The 21,853-nt window shown below is 71.9% G+C and carries 24 protein-coding genes, 1 tRNA gene, 1 pseudogene and 2 riboswitches; of the genes and pseudogenes, 17 read left to right on the forward strand and 9 right to left on the reverse strand.

The window, feature by feature from the left end:
* Positions 1-20: 20 nt before the first annotated feature.
* The 4 genes from AC3YNX_RS06755 to AC3YNX_RS06770 all read left to right on the forward strand — a co-directional run bounded on the left by AC3YNX_RS06755 (position 21) and on the right by AC3YNX_RS06770 (position 4,907).
* On the forward strand, positions 21-1,652 hold the full coding sequence (locus tag AC3YNX_RS06755) for an acyl-CoA synthetase (RefSeq protein ID WP_127781913.1): 1,632 nt from the start codon (positions 21-23) through the stop codon (positions 1,650-1,652).
* Positions 1,619-2,740 (forward strand): NAD(P)H-dependent flavin oxidoreductase, encoded by a 1,122-nt coding sequence (locus AC3YNX_RS06760; RefSeq protein ID WP_489994999.1) that lies wholly within the window; start codon positions 1,619-1,621, stop codon positions 2,738-2,740. The genes AC3YNX_RS06755 and AC3YNX_RS06760 overlap by 34 nt, the downstream gene beginning before the upstream one ends.
* 53 nt (positions 2,741-2,793) lie before the next feature.
* Positions 2,794-3,651 carry a sulfurtransferase gene (locus tag AC3YNX_RS06765; RefSeq protein ID WP_489995483.1) on the forward strand — a complete coding sequence of 286 codons (858 nt, stop codon included), beginning with the start codon at positions 2,794-2,796 and terminating at the stop codon, positions 3,649-3,651.
* Between the two features lie 296 nt (positions 3,652-3,947).
* Positions 3,948-4,145, forward strand: a riboswitch (cyclic di-AMP (ydaO/yuaA leader).
* A gap of 6 nt (positions 4,146-4,151) precedes the next feature.
* Positions 4,152-4,907 carry a transglycosylase family protein gene (locus tag AC3YNX_RS06770; RefSeq protein WP_489983500.1) on the forward strand — a complete coding sequence of 252 codons (756 nt, stop codon included), beginning with the start codon at positions 4,152-4,154 and terminating at the stop codon, positions 4,905-4,907.
* Positions 4,908-5,020: 113 nt separating this feature from the next.
* Here AC3YNX_RS06770 and AC3YNX_RS06775 read toward each other — a convergent pair whose 3' ends face one another.
* The gene (locus tag AC3YNX_RS06775) at positions 5,021-6,121 is read right to left on the reverse strand and encodes an acyl-CoA dehydrogenase family protein (RefSeq protein ID WP_489995000.1); all 1,101 of its coding nucleotides are present in this window, start codon (positions 6,119-6,121) and stop codon (positions 5,021-5,023) included.
* Positions 6,122-6,130: 9 nt separating this feature from the next.
* Complete coding sequence (locus AC3YNX_RS06780) at positions 6,131-7,312, reverse strand: acyl-CoA dehydrogenase family protein (RefSeq protein WP_127781917.1); 1,182 nt, start codon at positions 7,310-7,312, stop codon at positions 6,131-6,133.
* 144 nt (positions 7,313-7,456) lie between these two features.
* Here AC3YNX_RS06780 and AC3YNX_RS06785 point away from each other — a divergent pair, with 144 nt between their 5' ends.
* From AC3YNX_RS06785 to AC3YNX_RS06800, 4 genes are all read left to right on the forward strand, one after another.
* Entirely contained in the window at positions 7,457-7,648 is a 192-nt protein-coding gene (locus AC3YNX_RS06785) for a ferredoxin (protein ID WP_127781918.1), read from the forward strand.
* Between the two features lie 134 nt (positions 7,649-7,782).
* The gene (locus AC3YNX_RS06790) at positions 7,783-8,670 is read left to right on the forward strand and encodes a 3-oxoacyl-ACP reductase (protein ID WP_489983501.1); all 888 of its coding nucleotides are present in this window, start codon (positions 7,783-7,785) and stop codon (positions 8,668-8,670) included.
* Between the two features lie 15 nt (positions 8,671-8,685).
* Positions 8,686-10,197, forward strand: a complete 1,512-nt coding sequence (locus AC3YNX_RS06795) for an aldehyde dehydrogenase family protein (protein ID WP_127781920.1) — start codon at positions 8,686-8,688, stop codon at positions 10,195-10,197.
* Positions 10,197-10,964: a glucose 1-dehydrogenase gene (locus AC3YNX_RS06800; RefSeq protein ID WP_489983502.1), complete on the forward strand. Its 768-nt coding sequence runs from the start codon at positions 10,197-10,199 to the stop codon at positions 10,962-10,964. The genes AC3YNX_RS06795 and AC3YNX_RS06800 overlap by 1 nt, the downstream gene beginning before the upstream one ends.
* 48 nt (positions 10,965-11,012) lie before the next feature.
* On the opposite strand, the gene AC3YNX_RS06805 is transcribed toward AC3YNX_RS06800, so the two are convergent.
* The 5 genes from AC3YNX_RS06805 to AC3YNX_RS06825 all read right to left on the reverse strand — a co-directional run bounded on the left by AC3YNX_RS06805 (position 11,013) and on the right by AC3YNX_RS06825 (position 15,279).
* The gene (locus AC3YNX_RS06805; protein ID WP_127781922.1) at positions 11,013-12,482 is read right to left on the reverse strand and encodes an alpha,alpha-trehalose-phosphate synthase (UDP-forming); all 1,470 of its coding nucleotides are present in this window, start codon (positions 12,480-12,482) and stop codon (positions 11,013-11,015) included.
* A 139-nt stretch (positions 12,483-12,621) separates the two neighbouring features.
* Positions 12,622-12,822 (reverse strand): hypothetical protein, encoded by a 201-nt coding sequence (locus tag AC3YNX_RS06810; protein WP_127781923.1) that lies wholly within the window; start codon positions 12,820-12,822, stop codon positions 12,622-12,624.
* Between the two features lie 27 nt (positions 12,823-12,849).
* Positions 12,850-13,158 carry a WhiB family transcriptional regulator gene (locus tag AC3YNX_RS06815; protein WP_127781924.1) on the reverse strand — a complete coding sequence of 103 codons (309 nt, stop codon included), beginning with the start codon at positions 13,156-13,158 and terminating at the stop codon, positions 12,850-12,852.
* Positions 13,159-13,288: 130 nt separating this feature from the next.
* A complete protein-coding gene (locus AC3YNX_RS06820; RefSeq protein WP_489983503.1) occupies positions 13,289-14,620 on the reverse strand; it encodes a threonine/serine exporter family protein in 1,332 nt (443 codons plus the stop codon).
* Positions 14,621-14,901: 281 nt separating this feature from the next.
* Complete coding sequence (locus AC3YNX_RS06825) at positions 14,902-15,279, reverse strand: nuclear transport factor 2 family protein (RefSeq protein ID WP_127781926.1); 378 nt, start codon at positions 15,277-15,279, stop codon at positions 14,902-14,904.
* A 49-nt stretch (positions 15,280-15,328) separates the two neighbouring features.
* On the opposite strand from AC3YNX_RS06825, the gene AC3YNX_RS06830 reads away from it, so the two are divergent.
* Positions 15,329-15,404: transfer RNA gene (locus AC3YNX_RS06830), tRNA-Thr, on the forward strand.
* Between the two features lie 19 nt (positions 15,405-15,423).
* Here the strand turns inward: AC3YNX_RS06830 and AC3YNX_RS06835 are convergent.
* Positions 15,424-16,242 (reverse strand): annotated as a pseudogene (locus AC3YNX_RS06835) (Sir2 family NAD-dependent protein deacetylase); the annotation flags it as partial.
* A 122-nt stretch (positions 16,243-16,364) separates the two neighbouring features.
* Between AC3YNX_RS06835 and AC3YNX_RS06840 the strand changes: the two are divergent.
* The 6 genes from AC3YNX_RS06840 (at position 16,365) to AC3YNX_RS06865 (ending at position 19,723) form a co-directional block, all read left to right on the forward strand.
* Positions 16,365-16,808, forward strand: coding sequence for a nitroreductase family deazaflavin-dependent oxidoreductase (locus AC3YNX_RS06840; protein ID WP_127781927.1), 444 nt, complete (start codon positions 16,365-16,367; stop codon positions 16,806-16,808).
* 54 nt (positions 16,809-16,862) lie between these two features.
* Positions 16,863-17,567, forward strand: coding sequence for an NUDIX domain-containing protein (locus tag AC3YNX_RS06845; protein ID WP_127781928.1), 705 nt, complete (start codon positions 16,863-16,865; stop codon positions 17,565-17,567).
* Entirely contained in the window at positions 17,564-17,926 is a 363-nt protein-coding gene (locus tag AC3YNX_RS06850; protein WP_489995001.1) for a YidH family protein, read from the forward strand. Before AC3YNX_RS06845 ends, AC3YNX_RS06850 begins: the two co-directional genes overlap by 4 nt.
* Positions 17,927-17,955: 29 nt before the next feature.
* Positions 17,956-18,279 carry a DUF202 domain-containing protein gene (locus AC3YNX_RS06855; protein WP_206518073.1) on the forward strand — a complete coding sequence of 108 codons (324 nt, stop codon included), beginning with the start codon at positions 17,956-17,958 and terminating at the stop codon, positions 18,277-18,279.
* A 118-nt stretch (positions 18,280-18,397) separates the two neighbouring features.
* Positions 18,398-18,760 (forward strand): WhiB family transcriptional regulator, encoded by a 363-nt coding sequence (locus tag AC3YNX_RS06860; protein ID WP_127781931.1) that lies wholly within the window; start codon positions 18,398-18,400, stop codon positions 18,758-18,760.
* 168 nt (positions 18,761-18,928) lie between these two features.
* A complete protein-coding gene (locus AC3YNX_RS06865; RefSeq protein WP_489995002.1) occupies positions 18,929-19,723 on the forward strand; it encodes a S1 family peptidase in 795 nt (264 codons plus the stop codon).
* 49 nt (positions 19,724-19,772) lie between these two features.
* Here AC3YNX_RS06865 and thiE read toward each other — a convergent pair whose 3' ends face one another.
* Positions 19,773-20,438: a thiamine phosphate synthase gene (gene thiE, locus AC3YNX_RS06870; protein ID WP_489995003.1), complete on the reverse strand. Its 666-nt coding sequence runs from the start codon at positions 20,436-20,438 to the stop codon at positions 19,773-19,775.
* Between the two features lie 28 nt (positions 20,439-20,466).
* Positions 20,467-20,574, forward strand: a riboswitch (TPP riboswitch).
* Between thiE and thiO the strand changes: the two genes are divergently transcribed.
* Entirely contained in the window at positions 20,571-21,641 is a 1,071-nt protein-coding gene (gene thiO / locus AC3YNX_RS06875) for a glycine oxidase ThiO (protein WP_489995004.1), read from the forward strand. Its footprint overlaps the riboswitch before it by 4 nt.
* On the forward strand, positions 21,638-21,835 hold the full coding sequence (thiS, locus tag AC3YNX_RS06880) for a sulfur carrier protein ThiS (protein ID WP_127781935.1): 198 nt from the start codon (positions 21,638-21,640) through the stop codon (positions 21,833-21,835). Before thiO ends, thiS begins: the two co-directional genes overlap by 4 nt.
* Positions 21,836-21,853: the final 18 nt, after the last annotated feature.

The following is a 21,853-nucleotide window of genomic DNA, read 5'->3' on the forward strand; positions in this document are numbered from 1 at the left end:
ACAGGTTCTAGTTTGAAAATGTGGCCTACAACATAGCGGACCTGTTCGAACACGCGGTCGACCTGTTTCCGGACCGCAAGGCCCTGGCCTGCGAGGACATCGTCGTCAGCTACCGCGAGCTCGAGGAGCGCGCCAACCGCCTGGCGCACCACCTCGCCGCGCACGGTGTCGGCACCGGCTCGCACGTCGGGCTCTACACCCACAACCGGGTAGAGGCCATCATCTGGATGATGGCGGTCTACAAGCTGCGCGGCGTGATCATCAACGTGAACTACCGCTACGGCGAGCAGGAGCTGCGCTACGTGGTGCAGAACTCCGACATGGTCGCGCTGCTCACCGAGCGGGAGTTTGCCGACAAGGTGGCCGCGGTGCGTCCGGAGACCCCGACGCTGCAGCACGTGCTGGTGCTGGACAACGCCGACGGCGCCGCGGCGGGCACCGACTTCGAGGCCGCGATGGCCGGGGAGTCCGCGGAGCGCGACTTCGGCGAGCGCAGCTCCGACGACCTCTACATCCTCTACACCGGCGGCACCACCGGTCCGCCCAAGGGCGTGATGTGGCGGCACGAGGACGTCTGGCGGGTGCTCGGCGGCGGCGTCAGCTTCGTCACCGGCGAGGCGATGGCCGACGAGTGGGCCCAGGCGCGCGAGGGAGAGGCCTCCGGAGGCATGACCCGGCTGTGCCTGGCTCCGCTGATTCACGGCAACGCCCAGTGGGCGGCGATGCAGGCGCTCTTCGCCGGCGACACCGTGGTGCTGGTGCCCAAGTTCGACCCGGTCGCCATCTGGCACTCCATCGCCCAGCACAAGGTGAACGTGGTGGTGCTCATCGGTGACGCCATGGCCCGCCCGATGATCGAGGAGTACCTGCGCGGTGACTACGACGCATCGTCGGTGTTTGCCATCTCCAGCAGCGCGGCGCTGTTCTCGCCCACCGTCAAGGACCAGTACCTGGACGCGCTGCCCAACGTGGTCATCACCGACGCCGTCGGCTCCTCCGAGACCGGCTTCAGCGGGATCGGCATGCTGACCAAGGACTCGGAGAAGTGGACCGAGGGCCCCCGCGTCAAGCTCATCCCCAACGCCATCGTCGTCAACGACGAGGGCAAGCAGGTGGAGCCCGGCTCCGGCGAGATCGGCCGGCTCGCCCGGGGCGGCTACATCCCGATGGGCTACTACAAGGACCCGGAGAAGACCGCCACGCTCTTCACCGAGGTGGACGGCAAGCGCTACGCCGTCCCCGGGGACCTGGCGCGCATCGAGGCCGACGGCACCATGACCCTGCTCGGCCGCGGCAACACCTGCGTGAACACCGGTGGTGAGAAGGTGTTCCCCGAGGAGGTGGAGGGTGCGCTCAAGGGGCACCCCGACGTGTTCGACGCACTGGTGATCGGCGTGCCCGACGAGACGTGGGGCCAGCGGGTGGCCGCCCTCGTCCAGCCCCGCCCCGGCACCTCTCCGGCGTTCGACGACCTGGACCGCCACGTCCGTGGTCAGCTCGCCGGCTACAAGGCCCCGCGCAGCCTCTGGCTGGTCGAGGAGATTGAGCGCCTGTCCACCGGCAAGGCGGACTACAAGTGGGCTCGGCAGCACGCCGAGCAACGACCTGAGGAGGACCTGTGCGCACCGCGCTCAGCGAACAGTTCGGCATAGAGCACCCGATCTTCGGCTTCACCCCGTCCGAGCACGTCGCCGCGGCCATCAGCCGCGCCGGCGGTCTGGGGGTGCTCGGCTGCGTGCGGTTCAACGACGCCGAGGAGCTGGACGCGGTGCTGACCTGGATGGACGAGAACACCGACGGCAAGCCCTACGGGGTGGACATCGTGATGCCGGCGAAGATTCCGCAGGAAGCCGCGTCCATGGACCTGCAGAAGCTCATCCCCGACGAGCACCGGGCCTTCGTCAACCGCACGCTGGACGAGCTCGGCGTCCCGCCGCTGGACGAGGACGAGGAGCGCAACGAAGGGGTGCTGGGCTGGCTGCACTCCATCGCCCGCGCGCACGTCGACGTGGCGCTGCGCCACCCGATCAAGCTGATCGCCAACGCGCTGGGGTCCCCGCCCAAGGACGTCATCGACCTGGCGCACGAGAAGGGCGTGCCGGTGGCGGCGCTGGCCGGCAAGGCCGAGCACGCGGTGCGGCACGTGGACAACGGCGTGGACATCGTCATCGCCCAGGGCTACGAGGCCGGCGGGCACACCGGGGAGATCGCCTCCATGGTGCTGCTCCCGGAGATCGTGGACGCCATCGGCGACCGCGCCTCGGTGCTGGCGGCCGGCGGCATCGGCTCCGGCCGGCAGGTCGCCGCCGCGCTGGCGCTGGGTGCCTCCGGGGTCTGGATGGGCTCCTACTGGCTGACCACCGCGGAGTACAAGCTCGGTGAGATGCCCGCCGACGACGGTGGGCCCTCCACGATGCAGCGGGCGCTGCTGGCGGCCACCTCCAGCGACACCGTGCGGATGCGCAGCTACTCGGGCAAGCCCGCCCGGCTGCTCAAGACCCGCTGGACCGAGGCGTGGAGCGCCGAGGGTGCCCCCTCCCCGCTGCCCATGCCGCTGCAGAACGTCCTGGTGGGGGAGGCGCACCAGCGCATCGCTCGCTCCACCGACCCCGAGGTGGTCTCCATGCCGATCGGGCAGATCGTGGGCCGGATGAACGAGATCAGGCCGGTGGCCGAGGTGATGGCCGACCTGGTGGGCGAGTTCGACGCCACGGTGTCGCGGCTGGACACGCTGCGCTGACGACCCTTGGCTGAGCGCTTCCCACCGGGTGGGGCTTCTAGGGTGACGGGATGATCGCCCCCGTCGTCAGCCCCGCCTGGTGGGACGCCCACCGCACCGACGTCGTGCTCGCCGACGTGCGGTGGTACCTCGACGGCCGCTCCGGCCGGGCCGCCCACGAGGCGGGCCACCTGCCGGGAGCGGTGTTCGTCGACCTCGACCGGTGCCTGGCCGCCCCGCCGAGCCCGGAGCAGGGCCGCCACCCGCTGCCCGACCCCGAGGTGTTCGCCGCCGAGCTGGGCCGGCTGGGCATCGGCGACGACGACACGGTCGTGGCCTACGACGACGCCGGGGGGCGCAGCGCTGCCCGCCTGGTGTGGCTGCTGCGGGCCACCGGCCACCAGGCTGCGCTGCTCGACGGCGGGCTGGCGGCCTACCGGGGTCCGCTGGAGACGGCGCCCGTCGACCGCGCGCCCACCACCTTCACCGCCCGGCCCTGGCCGCGGGAGCGGCTGGCGGACCTGGACGAGGTGGTGGCGCAGGCGGGCGGTGGCGCCGGCGTGGTGCTCGACGCCCGGGCCCCCGAGCGCTACCGCGGCGAGCACGAGCCGGTGGACGCCCGGGCCGGCCACGTCCCCGGGGCGAAGAACCTGCCCACCCAGGCCACGCTGGCCGAGGACGGCACCTTCCTCCCGGCGGCCGAGCTGCGCCGTCGCTTCACCGCGGCGGGCGTGCGGGAGGGTGCGCCGGTGACCGCCTACTGCGGCTCGGGAGTGACCGCCTGCCACAGCCTGCTGGCTCTGGAGCTCAGCGGGCTGGGTGCCGGTCGCCTCTACCCGGGGTCGTGGTCGCAGTACAGCAGCGATCCCCGCCGCCCCGTTGCCACCGGGGCATCACCAGGTGGTGTCGTGGACCAGGAAAACTGCCTGTGACCTGGGACTTGTCGCCTCTCAGGGCGTGACGCAGGCCGCTTTCCGGGGCTGATTTCGGGGGTCCAGCTTGTGATCCGAGTCACCGATCCTGGGCTGCTGACAAAAGCGTCCCTTTTTGCGGACATGCCAGCTGACCTGCGGAAACAGTGACGTCGCGGGTCGCCGGGGAGGCGTTACCTACCCGAGACCTTGGCGCTGCGGGGCCTCGACGCACCCGTGCTCGGTCCGTACGTTCGTTTGTGGCCGGGAACAACCGGCCGACACCGGGCCCGCCGCGCTCAATCCTGTCCCGCGGGCATCCGGAACCTCCGATCTAACCAGGGACAGGGACGGAGGACCCACATCCAGGGCACACCCGGGATGCCGGCCGGAACCGCTGATCAGCGGCTCTGACCTTGGGGTGAAGCCAGCAGGCCCAGCTCGTGGACCTGGTGGCCGGGCAACCTCTCAGCCCGAACCCGACAGCTGACTCCGCAGGCGCAGGGAGAGGATCTACCCATATGACTCGCAAGACCACCACCGCCTCCAAGCACTCCACCGGCGCCCGCAACGCCGCCAAGGTCGTCATCGCCGGCCTCGTCGTCGGTGCCCCGATGGCGATCTTCGCCTCGCCGGCCTCCGCCGCCGGCAACGACTGGGACGCGGTCGCGCAGTGCGAGAGCACCGGCAACTGGTCCATCAACTCGGGCAACGGCTTCTCCGGTGGCCTGCAGTTCACCCCGAGCACCTGGAAGGCCTTCGGCGGCTCGGGCTCGGCCCACAACGCCTCCAAGTCCGAGCAGATCGCGGTCGCCGAGCGCGTGCTCGCCGGCCAGGGCAAGGGTGCGTGGCCGGTGTGCGGCAAGAACCTCGGTTCGGGCAACGCCTCCGCCAGCAGCTCCACCGCGAAGGCCACCACCAAGTCGGCCCCCAAGGCGCAGGCCCCCAAGGCTGCGACCACGCAGAAGGCGCAGGCGCCCAAGGCCAGCACCGCCAAGGCGCAGGCCCCCAAGGCCAGCACCGCCAAGGCACAGGCGCCCAAGGCTTCGGCTGCCAAGGCGCAGGCCCCCAAGGCCAGCTCCGCCAAGGCCACCACCAAGGCGAAGGCAGCCAAGTCCAGCGGCAAGACCTACACGGTGAAGTCGGGCGACACCCTGTCGTCCATCGCCTCCACCCAGGGTGTGAGCGGCGGCTACCAGGCGCTGTTCAGCATCAACAAGGGCAAGATCAGCAACCCGAACATGATCTTCGCGGGCCAGACCCTGACCCTCGCCTGATCCTGCTCACCGGCTCGGCCTCGGCTGAGCCAGCTGAACCAGCACAGGACCCCGCCACCGGCAACGGTGTGCGGGGTCCTGTGCTGTCTGCGTGGACGGCCGGAGGGCGGTGGCTAGGCGGGCTCCGCGGCCAGGGTGGCGCCCAGGCGCAGCAGCTGCGCCGTCGCCGCCCCCAGCTCGAACTCGTTGCGCTTGGCCGCGGTGAAGTACCGGTGCATGGCGTGGTCGGTGTCGATCCCCACGCCGCCGTGCACGTGCACCGCGGTGTGGCTCACCCGGTGCCCGGCGTCGGCAGCCCAGAACTTGGCGGTGGCCACCTCCGCGGTGCTGGGCAGGTCCTCCGCCAGCCGCCACGCCGCCTGCCAGAGCGTGAGCCGGATGGCTTCCACGTCGATGTAGGCGTCCGCCAGGCGCTGGGCCACTGCCTGGAAGCTGCCGATGGGACGGCCGAACTGCACCCGCTCCCTGGCGTACTCCGCGGTCAGCTCCAGCGCCCGCTCGGTGACGCCCAGCTGCAGCGCACAGATCCCGACGGTGCCGCGGTCCACCAGCCAGGTCAGTGCCGCCTCGCCGTCGGTGCCGAGGACCCGGTCGGCGTCCAGGCGCACGTCGGTCAGCTCCACCAGGCCGGCGCTGCCCCCGTCCACCAGCTGCTGGTCCTGCACCTGCACGCCGGGATCGTCGCTGCGCACCAGCAGCACCACCGGGCCGGCGTCGGTGGCGGCCGCGACCAGCACGGCATCGGCCACCGGCGCCCAGGACACCGCGGACTTGGCGCCGTTGAGCACCCAGCCGTCGCCGCTGCGCTGTGCCCGGGTGCCACCGGTGCCGGGCTCGTCCACCAGCGCCACGGTGAGCACCAGCTCACCCGCCGCGGCCGGTGCCGCCCACCGCTCGCGCTGGCTGTCCGTGCCCAGCTCGGCGATGGCCGCGGCGGCCATCACCACCGACTGCAGGTACGGCACGGGCGCCACCGCCCGGCCCAGCTCCACCAGCACGCTGCACTGCTCGAGCAGGCCGAAGCCACCGCCACCCACCTGCTCGGGGAGGGCGGCGGAGAGCACGCCCGCGGTGGCCAGGTCGGCCCACAGCTGCTGGTCCCAGCGCGGCCCGGTCTCCACGGCGCGCAGCCGCTCCTGGGTCACCTTGTCGGTGAGGATCTGGCGAGCCAGGCCGCCGAGGTCCTGCTGGGCATCGGTCAGGGAGAAGTCCACGTCGAGCTCCTAGCGCTTGGCGGCGGGCAGGCCGAGGGCGAGCATGGACACGATGTCGCGCTGGACCTCGTTGGTGCCGCCACCGAAGGTGAGGATCAGTGAGGAGCGGTGCATCCGTTCGACGCGGCCCTGCAGCAGGGCCCCGGCCGAGCCGTGCCGGACCACCGCGCTGTTGCCCAGCACCTCCATCAGCAGCCGGTACGCCTCGGTGGCGAGCTCGGTGCCGAAGACCTTGGTGGCCGAGGCGTCGGCGGGGGTGGGGGCCTGGCCCACGCTCCAGGCGATCTTCCAGTTGATCAGCTTGAGGAAGTCGGCCTTGGCGTGCACCCGGGCCAGGTGCAGCTGCACCCACTCCTGGTCGATCACCCGGGTGCCGTCGGGCAGCTTGGTCTGCTGGGCCCACTCCCGCACCTCGCGCAGGGCGGTGCGCACCGGGGCGGAGGAGGTCAGGGCGACCCGCTCGTGGTTCAGCTGGTTGGTGACCAGCGGCCAGCCCGCGTTCTCCGCCCCGACCCGGGAGGTCACGGGGACGCGGACGTCCTCGTAGTAGGTGGCGCTGGTGCCGGGCCCGGCCATGGTGTGCACCGGCGTCCAGGAGAACCCGGGCGCGTCCGTGGGCACGATGAGCATGCTGATGCCCTTGTGCTTGGGTGCCTCGGCATCGGTGCGGCAGGCCAGCCACACGTAGTCGGCGTACTGGATGAGGCTGGTCCACATCTTCTGCCCGTTGACCACGTAGTCGTCGCCGTCGCGCACCGCCCGGGTGCGCAGCGAGGCCAGGTCGGTGCCGGCCTCGGGCTCGGAGTAGCCGATGGCGAAGTGCAGCTCACCGGCGGCGATGCGGGGCAGGAAGAAGGCCTTCTGCTCCTCGGTGCCGTACCGCATGATCGTCGGGGCCACGCTGTTCACCGTCAGGAACGGCACCGGCGCCCCGGCCACCGCCGCCTCGTCGGTGAAGATCAGCTGGTCCATCATCGGGCGGGCCTGCCCGCCGTGCTCGGTCGGCCAACCCAGGGCCAGCCACCCGTCGGCGCCCATCTGGCGGACGATCTCCTTGTAGGTGTCGCCGGTGCCGTACTCGCCCTGCGTGGAGCTCATCGCCTCGCGGCGCTCCGGGGTCATCAGGCGCGCGAAGTAGCTGCGCAGCTCACGCCGCAGCTCCTCCTGCTCGGGGGTGTAGCTGATCCGCATGGGCCCTCCTGGCTGGAACAGGTTCTTGCGACACTAGCGCGGAACATTGCTTCTCGGTAGAACCGGTTCTAGTGTCGGTCAGGGCCTGCTCGCGAGGCGGCCGGGCCGAGTCGGTCACCGATCGTTCGCAGTGGAGGCATTCCGATGAAGGTCACTGTCGACTTCGACCTGTGCGAGGCTAACGGAGTCTGTGCCGGCCTGGCGCCCAAGGTCTTCGACCTCGACGACGACGAGCAGCTGACGATCTTGCAGCCGGAGCCGCCGGAGGAGCTGCAGGCGCGGGTGCGCAAGGCCGTGGAGCGCTGCCCCAAGAGCGCACTCGCCCTCGAGGAGTGAGGCCCGTCCGTCTTGGTGCTGTCGAGCCGGACGAGAACACGTTCTAGCGTCGAAAGTCCCGCCGCCCAGCCGACTCGAGGAGCACCGATGAGCTTTGCCCGCAGATCAGGTCCGACCGGTCGGGCGTGCCGCCGGTGAGCGAGAAGCCACTGGCCGGCAAGGTCGCCGTGGTCACCGGAGCCGGCGCCGGGCTGGGCCGGGCGGAAGCGCTCGCGCTCGCCGCCCAGGGTGCCGACGTGGTGGTCAACGACATGGCCGACACCGACGTGGTGGACGAGATCAAGGCGCTCGGCGTGCGGGCGGCCCTGGTGCAGGGCGACGTGGGTGAGCGCACCACCGCCGACGAGCTGGTCCGCACCGCGGTGGAGGACCTCGGCGGGCTGCACGTGGTGGTCAACAACGCCGGCGTCACCCGCGACCAGATGCTGTTCAACATGAGCGACGCCGACTTCGACCTGGTGGTGCGGGTGCACCTGCGGGGGCACTTCCTGCTCACCCGCAACGCCGGCGCGTACTGGCGCGAGCAGTCCAAGCAGGCCGGCGCCCCGGTGTACGCCTCGCTGGTGAACACCTCGTCCGAGGCAGCCTTCTTCGGCCCCGCCGGGCAGGCGAACTACGGCGCGGCCAAGGCCGGCATCACCACCCTGACCATGACCGCCGCCAAGGCGCTGAGCCGCTACGGGGTGCGGGCCAACGCCATCTGCCCGCGGGCCCGCACCGCGATGACCGAGGCGGTCTTCGACGCCCCACCGTCCGACGGGCCCGACCCGCTCTCGGTGGACAACGTGGCCCCGCTGGTGGCCTACCTGGCCTCGCCCGCCGCCGCGGCCGTCAACGGCCAGGTGTTCGTGGTCTACGGCGGGAAGGTGGCGCTGATGGCGCCGCCGACCATCGAGCAGAAGTTCTCCTCGGCGGGTGCGATGTGGACCCCCGAGGACATCGAGCGCTCCATCGGCGGGTACTTCGCCGACCGCGATCCTGCGCGGATGTTCGTCAACACCGACCTCGCACACCTCGCCTGAGGAGGCCGCACCACCATGACACTCACCATGCAGCCCCGGATCGACGCGCTCGGGCTCAAGACCGGCCAGCTCCTGGTCAACGGCCAGTGGCGCGACTCCGCCGACGGAGCCACCTGGACCCACCACCACCCGGCCACCGGCGAGGCGGTCGGCGAGTTCGCCGTCGCCACCACCGCCGACGTGGAGGAGGCCGTGCAGGCGGCGCGCACCGCGTTCGACGACGGGGCCTGGCCCCGGATGCGGGCGGGCGAGCGGATCAAGCTGATCCACCGCTACGCCGACCTGCTGCGCGCCAACGGCGAGGAGCTCGCCGGGCTGCTGGCGCTGGACAACAGCGTGCCGCTGTCCTTCGGTGGCATCTACGCCGCCTCCATCGACGTGGCGGCCGACGTGTTCGACCACCACGCGGGGTGGATCGACAAGATCGGCGGCCAGACCCTGCCCGCGTACCAGGGTGGCGACCACGTGGCGATGACCTTCCGCGAGCCGATCGGCGTGGTCGCGGCGATCCTGCCGTGGAACGCGCCGTTCCTGCTCTACGCGCAGAAGGTGGCCCCGGCGCTCGCCGCCGGCTGCACGGTGGTGCTCAAGCCCTCGGAGTACGCCTCCTTCGCCGTGCTGCGCATGGTGGAGCTGCTGGTGGAGGCGGGCCTGCCCGACGGCGTGCTGAACGTGGTGACCGGCCCGGGCGAGACCGTCGGCGAGGCGATGATCACCCACGACGCGGTGGACAAGATCAGCTTCACCGGCAGCCGGACCATCGGCCAGCACATCTTGCGGGCGTCGGCGGGCACCCTCAAGCGGGTCTCGCTGGAGCTGGGCGGCAAGAGCCCCGCCATCGTCTTCCCGGACGCGCCCAACATCACCATGGCCGGCATGACCACCATGGGCACCGTGTCGATGGGGCTGTCCGGGCAGGCCTGCGTGGCGCACAGCCGGGCGCTGGTGCACCGCGACGCGATGGAGGAGTTCCTCGCCGGCGCGGAGATGATGGCCGGTGCCATCACCTACGGCGACCCGTTCGACCCGGCGGTGCTGGCCGCGCCGCTGATCAACGACAAGCAGCTGCAGCGGGTGCTGGGCTACCTCGATCGCGGCGCCGGCGAGGGCAGCCGCCTGGTCACCGGGGGGTCGCGGGTGGACGGCGACCTCAGCGCCGGCAACTTCGTGCAGCCCACGATCTTCGCCGACGTGGACAACCGCTCCAGCCTGGCCCAGGAGGAGATCTTCGGGCCGGTGCTGGCCGTCGTGCCCTTCGACACCGAGGAGGAGGCGATCCGGCTGGCCAACGACACCCAGTACGGCCTCGGCGCCGGGGTCTACACCAGCGACGTCAGCCGGGCCATGCGCATGGCCCGCTCGGTGCGGGCCGGCACCGTGGGCATCAACGGCTTCACCATCGAGCCGCACCTGCCCTTCGGTGGCTTCAAGGAGTCGGGCATGGGACGTGAGGGCGGGCAGAGCGCCATCGAGGCCTACACCGAGCTCAAGACGGTGCTGCTGCCGCTGACCGACGAGGTGATGTGATGGCCGACCTGGCCGGCAAGGTCGCCATCATCACCGGTGCCGCGGGCGGGCAGGGCGCCGCAGCGGCGCGGCGGTTCGTCGAGGAGGGCGCCCAGGTGATGATCGCCGACATCGACGACGTCAAGGGTGCCGCCCTCGCCGACGAGCTGGGGGAGCACGCCCACTACCGGCACCTGGACGTGGGCAACGAGGAGCAGTGGGCCGACCTGGTCGAGGAGACCGTGGCGCTGCTCGGCAAGGTGGACGTGCTGGTGAACAACGCCGGCATCCTGATGTTCTCCGCGCTGGCCGACACCACGCTGGAGCAGTACGAGCGGGTCATCCGGATCAACCAGGTGGGCACGTTCCTGGGCATGCGGTCGGTGGTCAAGCCGATGACCGCCGCCGGCGGCGGGTCGATCATCAACACCTCCTCCATCGAGGGCCTGGCCGCGGTGCCGCTGCTGGTCGCCTACTCCTCCAGCAAGTTCGCCATCCGGGGGATGAGCAAGGTGGCGGCGATGGAGCTGGGCGAGGTCGGCATCCGGGTGAACTCGGTGCACCCCGGGATGATCGACACCAACATGGTGTCCACCGCGGCCGGGGGTGGCGAGGTGGACCTCTCGCCGGCTGGGCGGAAGGTGGCGCTGCGCCGGGTGGGCCGCCCGGAGGAGATCGCCGAGGTGCTGGTGTTCCTGGCCAGCGACAAGAGCTCGTACTGCACGGGGGCCGAGTTCGTGGCCGACGGTGGCGCCACCGCCACCCACGCGTTCAACTTCGCCGGCTAGCGACCCGCACCCGGGTCGGGGAGCCTGCCGTGGCGGCGGCTCCCCGGCTCAGGCGGTGGTCTCCTCCGCGAGGTCGGGCCGGCCGAGCGCGCTGAGGAAGGACCGGGCCCAGCGGTCGACGTCGAAGGTCATCACCTGGCGGCGCATCGCTCGCATCCGTCGGCGGCCCTCGTCCTCGGTCTGGTCCAGCGCCTCGACCAGGGCCGCCTTCACCCCGTCGAGGTCGTGCGGGTTGACCAGGTACGCCGAGCGCAGCTCGGAGGCTGCCCCGGTGAACTCGCTGAGCACCAGCGCGCCGCCGAGGTCGCTGCGGCAGGCCACGTACTCCTTGGCCACCAGGTTCATGCCGTCGCGCATGGGGGTCACCAGCATGACGTCGGCGGCCACGTAGAAGGCGATGAGCTCCTCACGGGGGACCGGCCGGTGCAGGTAGTGCACGGCGGGGTGGCCCACCTTGGAGTACTCGCCGTTGATGCCGCCGACCTCGCGCTCGATGTCGCCGCGCATCTTGATGTAGCTGTCCACCCGCTCCCGGCTGGGGGTGGCCAGCTGGATCATCACGGTGTCGTCGGCGTCCACCCGGCCCTCGGCCAGCAGCTCGCGCAGCGCGAAGAGGCGCACGTCGATGCCCTTGGTGTAGTCCAGCCGGTCCACACCCAGCATGATGCGGCGCGGGTGGCCGAGGTCGCGGCGGATCTCCTTGGCCCGAGCCTGCACGCGGGGGCTGCTGGCCAGCTTGGAGATCTCCGCGGAGTCGATGGAGATGGGGAAGGCGCCCACGTGGGCGGTGCGGTCGTCGATCTGCACCGTGCCCATCCGCGAGCGCACACCCACCGAGGCCCGGGACGCGTTCTGGCCAGCCAGCCGGCGGGACAGGTAGAGGAAGTTCTGCGCGCCGCCGGGCAGGTGGAAGCCGATCAGGTCGGCGCCCAGCAGGCCCTGCACGATCTCCCGGCGCCACGGCAGCTGCATGAACAGCTCGACGGGCGGGAACGGGATGTGCAGGAAGAAGCCGATGAGCAGGTCCGGCCGCAGCTCTCGCAGGTACTGCGGCACCAGCTGGAGCTGGTAGTCCTGCACCCACACGGTGGCACCGTGCGCGGCGGTGCGCGCGGTCTCCTCGGCGAAGCGCCGGTTGACCCGGACGTAGGTGTCCCACCAGGTGCGGTTGAAGTCCGGGTGCACGATCACGTCGTGGTACAGCGGCCACAGGGTGGCGTTGGAGAACCCCTCGTAGTACTCGGCGACCTCGTCGGCGCTCAGGCGCACCGGGTGCAGCCGCAGGCCGCCCTCCTCGAAGGGTTCGACGTCCACGTCGGCCACGCCGGTCCAGCCGACCCACGCGCCGTCCTGGCTGCGCAGCACCGGCTCCAGCGCGGTGACCAGCCCGCCGGGGCTGCGCTTCCACCGGTCGGGACCACCCTCGACACGCTCGAGGTCCACCGGAAGCCGGTTGGCGACCACGACGAATTCGGACTGGCCGTGTTCCTGGGTCTCGGGCGTGCTCGTCTCGGTCACGCGATCAGCCTAGTTGGCCGGGGACTCGAGGTGCTGGTCGAGACAAGGGCATTCCGTCTCGGTCGACGCCGAGACGGCTTGTGCCCCAGGTGCGCCCGCGGCCGGCACGGGGCCGAGCGCGGGCGGCCATGGGACGGGTCTAGCTGTTGGAGTGCGGGCCCACGCCGAGCATGTCGAGCAGCATGATGCACTCGGCAGTGTCGTTCGAGTGCGCCGCGATCACGCGCTGGGCCTTGCGTGCGGTTTCCTGAGTGACGGTCTCCACGACCTCACCATCTTCCAAGTTGGTAGCGACGTCACTGGTCTCGCCAGCAGACTTGGTTCCGTTCACCTGTGCCATGTTGCGGCACCCTCCTTCATCTCTTTCTCAGTCCTCGACCAGCACCTCCCGGTTCGCGCGACGGCGCTGGCCGAGAATCGCCCGACGCTCGCCCTCACCGAGCCCACCCCATACTCCGTAAGGCTCGCCGACGAGCAACGCGTGCTCGCGGCACTGTACGACCACCGGGCACCGTCTGCACACTTGCTTGGCCTCCGCCTCTCGGCGGGCACGCTCGGATCCGCGCTCGTTCTCGGGGTGGAAGAAGCGGGACTCCTCGAGGCCGCCGCACGCGCCGTGCTGCTGCCACTGCCAGTCTTCCACCAGGGGCAGGGCGAGCCGCGCCACAGTCGTCATGTCTCGGCCACGCCTCCTCAGCTGAGTCCCCCCACGACGGCCGCCGGCCGGCCGGCGACGGGGTGTCGGAGGCGCTGCGCGGTGAAGTGTGGGCTAAGCGTAGAAGCACTGTGGCCCAACGATCAAGGGTTCATGCGGCTGACCTCGTGCGCAGCCTCGGCGCGAGGGTGGTGCGGAACCGCTTGGCGAGCCACTCGCCGAACACCACGCCGGCCGCGAGCGCGGCTCCGGTGGCCAGTGCCGCGCTCATCTCCGACAGGCCCATGACCGCGTCGTCGTTGGTCATCGCATACAGCCCGCGGTACACCGCCAGGCCCGGCAGGAGCGGGGTGATGCCTGAGACGGCAATCACCAGCGGCGGGACCCGGTAGCGCCGGGAGAGCACCCCGCCGGCGAAGCCGACGAAGGCGGCCGCCGCGCCGGAGGCCATCAGGGTGCCGCCGGCCAGGTTGGACAACAGGCCGAAGGCCAGGAAGCCGACCGCCCCCGCCGCCGCTGCGAAGGCCAGGGCCCGGCGCTCGGCGTAGCAGGCCAGCGCGAAGAAGCCCGCTGCCGCCGCAGCCCCGAGCACCTGCACCGGCAGCCGGGACAGGCTGGTGGTGCTGGCGAGCAGCGGAGGCAGGTCGACGCCCACGCCCGAGGCGAACTTCAGCGCCAGGCCGACGCCGACGATGATGCCGGCGGTGAGCATCAGCACCTCGGTGAAGCGCGCCGCGGCGGTGACCATCGCGCCGGTGATGGCGTCCTGCATGGAACCCACCAGCGACAGCCCGGACAGCAGCACGATCACTCCGGCCGCCGCCACCTGGGAGGGGCGCACGGTGAGGTGCAGGGGATCCTGCACCGCGTAGAGCAGAGCCGCGGGCAGGGTGGCGATGAAACCGCCCACCACCTGCTGGAAGAAGCCGGGCAGACCGGTGCGGTTGAGCACCCGTCGGGTGCGGTCGATGACCACGGCCGACAGCAGCGCCACCAGCGCCACCAGCCACTCACCACCGACCAGCACCGCGATGCTGGCGGCCATGCCGGCCCACGCCAGGGTGGAGACCCACCGCGGGTAGGGGTGCGGCGCAGTGGTGATCTTGTCCAGGGCCTGGTGCGCCTCGCGGGCGCTGAGCGCGCCGGCCTCGGCGTCGCAGATCACCCGGTCGACGTCGGCCAGGCGGGTGTAGTCCAGCGAGCGGTAGTTGACCACCCGCATGGTGTTCACCGGCGGGCTGGACAGCCCGCGGTGCGCGCTGATGGTGATGGCCGTGTAGGTGATGTCCACCTCGCACCGGGGCAGTCCGTAGGCCGAGGTGAGGGTGAGGATGTCGGCGGTGACGTCAGCGGTGGCCGCTCCGCTGGAGAGCAGCACCTCGCCGACCCGCAGCGCCAGGTCGAGCACCTCGGCGATGGCCGCCTCGCCGGTGAAGGCGGGCGCGGGGCCGGTGGGGTACTGGGCCGGCGCGGCGAACTGCACCGTGCTCGGGTCCTTCTGCCGCACCACGGGCGCGCGCGGGGGGCGCCGAGGTGGGGGGACGGAGGACGGGTGCAACCCGCTCCCGGCGCCGCTGCCCCGGATGGGCTCGTTGCCCCTGACCCACTGCACTACCAACACCTCGTGTTCTCGCCGACGACGGCCCACCGCTGCGGGGCCTTCCCCCCATGGTCCCGCCTGCGTCCCGCGGACCAAGCCTCTCAGCCATGAGTTGCCTCACAACCAGCTCGGTGCACCGGTCGCGAGCGCGTGCGGCCCCTTGCTCAGCCGTCGGTGACCTCGTCGCTGGCCAGCAGGCCGGTGTCGGCCAGCGCCTCGGCCAGGCTGTCGTGCCGGAAGACCGAGGTGACCTGGTCGTGCACCACGCGGAAGGCGGTGGCCACGGCCTGGCGCTGCTCCTGCTCGGCGCCGGAGAGCTCCTCCTCCACCACGACCACCCCGTGGTGGACGAACATCCGTCCGGGGGACACGGTGCCGCGGAAGCGCTCGGCCCACTCGCGCAGCGCCGCGATCCCTTGGCTGGCGCCGGTGGGGGTGGCGAGCTCGACGTCGTCGCTGGACAGGTTCAGCAGGGTGTCCAGGTCGTGCCCCGTGAGGGCGTCGTGCCAGGCCAGGACGGTGGCGATCTCCGAGGTGCTCACCCTTCTGACCGTAGCGCCGCCGTCGGATAGCATCACGCCGCACACTCGCGCCGGGTTAGCTCAGCTGGTAGAGCACCGCTCTTGTAAAGCGGTTGTCGTCGGTTCGAACCCGACACTCGGCTCCACCCCTGGCTCCTGCCCCGGCGGGCGCGCCCCCAGCTCCTCGGCCAGCCCGGTGAGGGCCTCGCTGCACCCGAGCTCCACCCTCACCGCGGCCAGCGGGTCGCCCCGGGTGGCACCACGGTTGACCACCACCACCGGGCGCCCGGTCCTCGCCGCGTGCCGGACGAAGCGCAGGCCGGACATCACGGTGAGGGACGAGCCGGCCACCAGCAGGGCCTCGCTCTCCTCCACCAGCGCGAAGGCCCGCGCCACCCGCTCCTTGGCCACGCTCTCGCCGAAGAACACGATGTAGGGCTTGAGCAGCCCGCCGCAGGCCAGGCAGTCGGCCACCCGGAAGCCGGCGGTGGCCGAGACCACCGCGTCGGCGTCCGGAGCCACCTCCACGTCACCGAGCTCGAGCACCCCCTCGGTGAAGCCGGGGTTGAGCGCGGTGAGGCGCCCGGCCAGCTGGGCACGGCTGGTCAGCTCGCCACACCCGAGGCACACCACCCGCGCGTAGGTGCCGTGCAGGTCGATCACCCGGCGGCTGCCGGCGGCGCTGTGCAGCAGGTCCACGTTCTGGGTGATCACCCCGGTCAGCACCCCGCAGCGCTCCAGCTGGGTCAGCGCGCGGTGCCCGGCGTTGGGCCGCTTGGCCCGCAGCTGCAGCCACCCGACGTGGTTGCGCGCCCAGTAGTGCCGGCGGAACACCGGATCGCCGATGAACTGCTGGTAGGTGATGGGGTTGCGCGGCGGCGAGCCGGGCCCGCGGTAGTCCGGGATGCCGGAGTCGGTGGACAACCCGGCCCCGGTCAGGGCCGTGACGCGGAGCCCGGCGAGGACGTCGACCGCGCGGCGCAGCGCGTCCCTGGCGGACAGCTCCCGCGCCGAGGTGGCTGCGGTGGAGGGCACCTGGCGAGGGTACGTCCCGGGTGCGGGGACGGTGCCTGGCGAGCGTCGCTCCGCCAGTGTTGGATGGAGCCATGCCCCTTGAAGGAGAGTACGAGCCCAGCACCCAGGAATGGGTCCGCAAGCAGGTCGAGGAGATCGAGGAGTCCGGCGGCACCCGCGGCAACTTGCTGAACGGCATGCCGGTGGTGGTGCTCACCACCAAGGGCGCCAAGTCGGGCAAGCTGCGCAAGATCCCGCTGATGCGGGTGGAGCACGACGGTGTCTACGCGGTGGTGGCCTCGCTGGGCGGAGCCCCCAAGCACCCCGTCTGGTACTACAACATCAAGGCCAACCCGGTGGTGGAGCTCCGGGACGGCACCACGGTGCGGGACATGACCGCCCGTGAGGTGACCGGCGAGGAGAAGCAGGTGTGGTGGGAGCGGGCCGTGGCGGCGTACCCCGACTACGCCGACTACCAGCGCAAGACCGACCGGGACATCCCGGTGTTCGTGCTGGAGGCGATCACTCCGCAGTGATCCACTCGCCTGGGCGCCCAGCCCGCGGTACGTGGCCGGGCGCGAGGACTTGTCGTGCGCGGTGACGGTGATGGCTGGGCCGTGGGGCCGGACGGCGCCAAGCGGTGGGGCCGCCACGGCGCGGCCGGGCTGCTGCTGCGCGCGCCCCGGGCCGGGGTGGCCGCCGTGCTGCTGCAGCACCGGGCCGTCTGGAGCCACCACGGCGGCACCTGGGGGCTGCCGGGGGGTGCTCGAGACAGCCACGAGTCGGCGGCCCAGGCGGCCCTGCGGGAGGCCGCGGAGGAGACCGGGGTGCGCAGCGAGGACGTCACGGTGCGCGCGGAGCGGGTGACCTCGTCGGTGCCCGAGGGGTGGAGCTACACCACCGTGGTGGCCGATGCCGCCCACGAGCTGGCCACCGAGCGCAACGGCGAGAGTGCCGAGCTGCGCTGGGTGGCCGAGGACGCGGTGCCCGAGCTGGAGCTGCACCCTGGGCTGGCGGGCAGCTGGTCGCTGTTGCGCGCCCGGCCGCTGCTGCTGGTGCTCGACTCCCGCCTCCCGGGCCTGCCCGACGGGCTGGCCGCGCAGCGGACGGTCGAGCTGCCTGACCGCACGTTCGGCTGGGTCAGCGAGATCCAGGTGTGCCCGGACCCGGCCACGGCCGCGCACGGGCGGTCGGGCCTGGTGGTGGTGGTCACCGCCGACCGCGGGCTGCACGCGCAGCTGCCCCCGGAGGTCCTGGCGGTGGAGCCGGCGGCCCTGACGGCGTGGTTCGGATGAGCTCGTCCTCCTCCCGCACCGCAGTGCCGGAGGAGGAGCCGGACTACCGGTTCACCCTGGCCAACGAGCGCACCTTCCTGGCCTGGATGCGCACCGCCCTCGCCCTCCTCGCTGCGGGCGTCGCCGTGGTCCAGCTGGTTCCGCAGTTCTCCGTGGCCGCAGTGCGGATCGGCGTCGGCGTCACCCTCGGCGTGCTGAGCGTGGTGATGTCGGTGGGCGGCACCTGGCGCTGGTACGCCACGCAGCGGGCCATGCGGCGCGGCCACCCGCTGCCGCGCACCTGGCTCACCTGGATCCTCGGGGGCGGGCTGATGCTGGTGGCGGCGCTGGCCGTGGTGCTCCTGCTCGGCGAGCACTGACGGTGCCGGTCCGGCGGGCTGCGACCGCCGTGCGCGCGCCAGGCGGCGGGCAGGGCGTCGCTGAGCGCACCCAGCTGGCCTGGAGCCGCACCTCGCTGGCGGTGCTGGTCAACGGCGCACTGTTGCTGCTGCGCTATCCGCAGGAGGGCGAGGTGGGCCGAGCGGACATAGCCTTAGCCGCACTCTCTGTAGTTATAGCGGCACTCACGGTATGTTTTGGCCGAGTGCGATCACGACAGATCGCCGCACACCGAGATGATCCTCCTGGTCCACGCACAGTGGTCATATTGGCACTGTCCGGAGCAATCGCCCTTTATGCAGCGGCGATCGTGGCTAACCTTCTGCTGCGCTGACCCGAATTGATCAAGAACTTGGTGTCCTGGCGCACGCTGCGATAACGTCATTCCACGACGCGGATACTCCAGACAGCGGGTTGATGCCATCTCGAAGGATTATCGAGGGTGGTGCCCAGTGGCGGATTACAGTCGACTTCCAGGTCCGGTGGAAGATCATTGGCAGTGGCAGGCGCAAGGCGCGTGCCGAGGCCTGCAGACCACGATGTTCTTTCATCCCGAGTACGAGCGCGGCCCGACGCGGCTGCGCCGGGAGCAAGAGGCCAAGGCCGTCTGCCGGCGTTGCCCGGTCATCGACCGGTGCCGGGAGCACGCCCTCCAGGTGCACGAGCCCTACGGCATCTGGGGCGGCTTGTCGGCCGAGGAGCGCAAGGACCAGCTCCGCGCCCGCCGCCGGGCCGAGACGATGCCCGGCGCGGCCCGCAGCAGCGGTGACGGTGCGGCGACGGTCAATCCTCGCAAAGGTGTAGAGGCTAGCTAAAGCTCTGGTTCACGCAAGGCACGATGGCCCGGTTTCGCTTCGGCGAAACCGGGCTGTCGGCCGCTCCACAGTGCACACCCGCAGGACGCTGCCCACGTCCAGGTACTGTTGGCAAAGGTCGTCGGGGCCTGGTTGTGAGTGTTGCAGTGGTGAGATTTGAGGTGTCACATGCGCAGTAGCGTCCCCTCGCGGAAGCGCACTTTTCACGCGGTGCGAGCGACGCTCGTCGGGCTGGCCCTCGTCGCCAGTGGCCTGGTTGCCATCACCACGGCCGGAGCATCCGAGCTGACGGTCGAGCCGGTCCCCAGCGGGGTGGCTGCGCCGGTGGCCAGCGTGACCGTTCCTGCGGCCGAGGGTCCGGTGGTCGTCGCCCCTGCCGGCCTCCCCGTGGTGGCTGGCGAACAGTACGTCGTGGAGAACGACGAGGTGTGCAGCACCGGCTTCGCCGTCACCGCCCGCAGCGGAGCCGAGGGGTTCATCACCGCCGGGCACTGTGGCCGGGCCGGCAACGCGGTGCAGACCGCCGGCGGGGCCGAGCTGGGCAGCATCGCGGCCACCAGCTTCCCGGAGACCGACTTCGGCTGGGTGGTCACGCTGCCCGGCTTCACCGGCACCGGCACGGTCAGCCAGCACGACGGCACCACCGTCCCGGTGCGAGGCGCCGCGCCCGCCGCGGTCGGCGACCCGGTGTGCATGTCCGGGCAGGCCTCAGGCTGGCACTGCGGCGAGATCGTGGCGCTGGACCAGACCGTGCAGTACGACCAGGGACTGGTCAGCGGGTTGACGGCCACCTCGATCTGCTCCGACGCCGGCGACTCCGGCGGCGCCTTCATCAGCGGCAACCAGGCCCAGGGGGTCGTCTCCGGCGGAGTCGGCGACTGCGCGACCAACGGCACCACGTACTTCCAGCCGCTCGGCCCGGTGCTGGACGCCTACGAGCTGAGCCTGCGAGTCGGCAGCTAGCTCCTCCCGACAGCCAGCACCGCCCGACCGGGCCGGCGCGAGCTCTGGGTCAGTCGCGCAGGGCCGCGGCCAGCTCGGCGGCGGCGGCGCGGGGGTCGGCGGCCGTGGTGATCGCTCGCACCACCGCAACCCGGGTGGCGCCGGCAGCCTGCACCTCCGGCAGCCGGGCGGCGTCGATGCCGCCGATGGCAAACCACGGCCGCTGCGTGCCATGGGCGGCGGTGGCCCGCACCAGGTCCAGGCCCGGCACCTCACGGCCGGGCTTGGTGGGCGTGGGCCAGCACGGTCCGGTGGCGAAGTAGTCCACGCCCGGTGCCAGGACCGCGTCCTGGGCCTGCTCCAGGGTGTGGGTGGAGCGGCCGATGATCATGTCCTCGCCCACGATCTCCCGCGCCATGGCCACCGGCAGGTCGTCCTGGCCCAGGTGCAGCACGTCGGCCCGGGCCGCGGCGGCGAGGTCGGCGCGGTCGTTGACCGCCAGCAGCGCGCCGTGCCGACGGCAGGCTGCGGAGAGCACCGCCAGGGCCGCCAGCTCCTCGCGAGCCTCGAGCGGACCGAGCTGCTGCTCACCGGCGGAGTCCTTGTCGCGCAGCTGGATGATGTCCACCCCACCGGCGAGGGCGGCGTCGGCGAAGGCGGCGAGGTCACCCTTCTCCCGACGCGCGTCAGTGCACAGGTAGAGCCGGGCAGTGGCGAGTCGCTGGCGGATGTGCATGTTGCCGAGGCTAGCGACTACGGTGGCTCTCGGTACGCACGGGAGTCCCGCACAGGGGGCTGAGAGGGAGCTGGGAGCTCCGACCGTCGAACCTGATCCGGATCATGCCGGCGCAGGGAGCGAGGAGAACAGATGCGTGTGCACGACCGTGGACGCCTGAGCGTCGTCGGGGCTGGTGGCGTGGGTCTGTCCGTGGCCTGGCGGGCCGCCTGCGCGGGTTGGCGCGTACGGCTGCACGACCCCCTTCCCGCCCGCGGCGCCTCCTGGGTGGCGGGCGGGATGCTCGCCCCGCTCACCGAGGGCTGGCCGGGCGAGGAGGACGCCCTCGTCCTCAACACCGACTCGCTGCACCGCTGGCCCGACTTCGCCGCCGAGCTGAGCGCCGGCGCTGGGACGGACGCGGGCCTGGGTACCGCGGGAACCCTGGTGGTGGGCCTGGACAGCGCCGACGTCGGTGAGCTGGCGGTGCTCGCGGAGTGGCTGGCCGCGCGCGGGCGCACCGTCACCGAGCTCGGCCGCCGCGAGCTGCGCGAGCGCGTACCCGCACTGGCCCAAGGCATTCGGCGCGGCTTGGACGTTCCCGGTGACCTCTTCGTGGACAACCGGGCACTGCTCGCGGCGCTGCAGGCGGCCTGCCTGGCGGCCGGGGTGGAGCTGGTGCACGAGGCCGTCACCGACCTGGCCGCACTGCCCGCCGACCAGGTGGTGCTCGCCGCCGGTGCCGGCTCACCCGCCCTGGTGCCCAGCCTGCCGGTGCGCGCGGTGAAGGGCGAGATCCTGCGCCTGCGCCACCGCCGCAGCGTGCTGCCCGCGCCCGGCTGCACGGTGCGCGGCGTGGTCCACGGCCGGCACGTCTACCTGGTGCCCCGCTCGGACGGCATCGTCGTGGGGGCCACCCAGCACGAGGTGGGCGAGGACCGCGACGTCACCGTGGGTGGGGTGCGCGACCTCATCGCCGACGCCGAGGCGGTGCTGCCCAGCATCGCCGAGTACGAGCTCACCGAGGCCATCGCCGGGCTGCGGCCGATGACTCCGGACAACCTGCCGCTGATCGGCCGTCTCGACGAGCGCACCGTGGTCGCCACCGGCCACGGCCGCAACGGCCTGCTGCTGCTCCCGCTCACCGCTGACGCCGTGCTGGCCGAGCTCGACGGCAGCCCGCTGCCGGAGGCGGCGCCCGCCCACCCCAGGAGGTTCTCATGACCGTGACCGTGAACGGCTCAGCCCGCGAGCTGGCCGCCGGCTGCACCGTGGCCGAGCTGCTGCTCGCCGAGGGCGCACCGGAGAAGGGGATCGCGGTGGCCCTCAACGGCACCGTCGTCCCCCGAGGCCGGTGGACCGCAGAGGTGCCGGCCGGCGCCGTGGTGGAGATCGTGACGGCGGTGCAGGGTGGCTAGCCGGGACCAGCACCAGCC

It is taken from the genome of Rhodococcus sp. Z13_19A (assembly GCF_058133575.1).

Bases quoted from the DNA above. Each gene is read 5' to 3' on its own strand.
- AC3YNX_RS06770 (WP_489983500.1), top strand. From the start codon at position 4,152: ATGACTCGCAAGACCACCACCGCCTCCAAGCACTCCACCGGCGCCCGC.
- AC3YNX_RS06780 (WP_127781917.1), bottom strand. From the start codon at position 7,312: ATGCGGATCAGCTACACCCCCGAGCAGGAGGAGCTGCGGCGTGAGCTG.
- AC3YNX_RS06785 (WP_127781918.1), top strand. From the start codon at position 7,457: ATGAAGGTCACTGTCGACTTCGACCTGTGCGAGGCTAACGGAGTCTGT.
- AC3YNX_RS06795 (WP_127781920.1), top strand. From the start codon at position 8,686: ATGACACTCACCATGCAGCCCCGGATCGACGCGCTCGGGCTCAAGACC.
- AC3YNX_RS06800 (WP_489983502.1), top strand. From the start codon at position 10,197: ATGGCCGACCTGGCCGGCAAGGTCGCCATCATCACCGGTGCCGCGGGC.
- AC3YNX_RS06810 (WP_127781923.1), bottom strand. From the start codon at position 12,822: ATGGCACAGGTGAACGGAACCAAGTCTGCTGGCGAGACCAGTGACGTC.
- AC3YNX_RS06815 (WP_127781924.1), bottom strand. From the start codon at position 13,158: ATGACGACTGTGGCGCGGCTCGCCCTGCCCCTGGTGGAAGACTGGCAG.
- AC3YNX_RS06840 (WP_127781927.1), top strand. From the start codon at position 16,365: ATGCCCCTTGAAGGAGAGTACGAGCCCAGCACCCAGGAATGGGTCCGC.
- AC3YNX_RS06850 (WP_489995001.1), top strand. From the start codon at position 17,564: ATGAGCTCGTCCTCCTCCCGCACCGCAGTGCCGGAGGAGGAGCCGGAC.
- AC3YNX_RS06865 (WP_489995002.1), top strand. From the start codon at position 18,929: ATGCGCAGTAGCGTCCCCTCGCGGAAGCGCACTTTTCACGCGGTGCGA.
- thiE (WP_489995003.1), bottom strand. From the start codon at position 20,438: ATGCACATCCGCCAGCGACTCGCCACTGCCCGGCTCTACCTGTGCACT.
- thiO (WP_489995004.1), top strand. From the start codon at position 20,571: ATGCGTGTGCACGACCGTGGACGCCTGAGCGTCGTCGGGGCTGGTGGC.
- thiS (WP_127781935.1), top strand. From the start codon at position 21,638: ATGACCGTGACCGTGAACGGCTCAGCCCGCGAGCTGGCCGCCGGCTGC.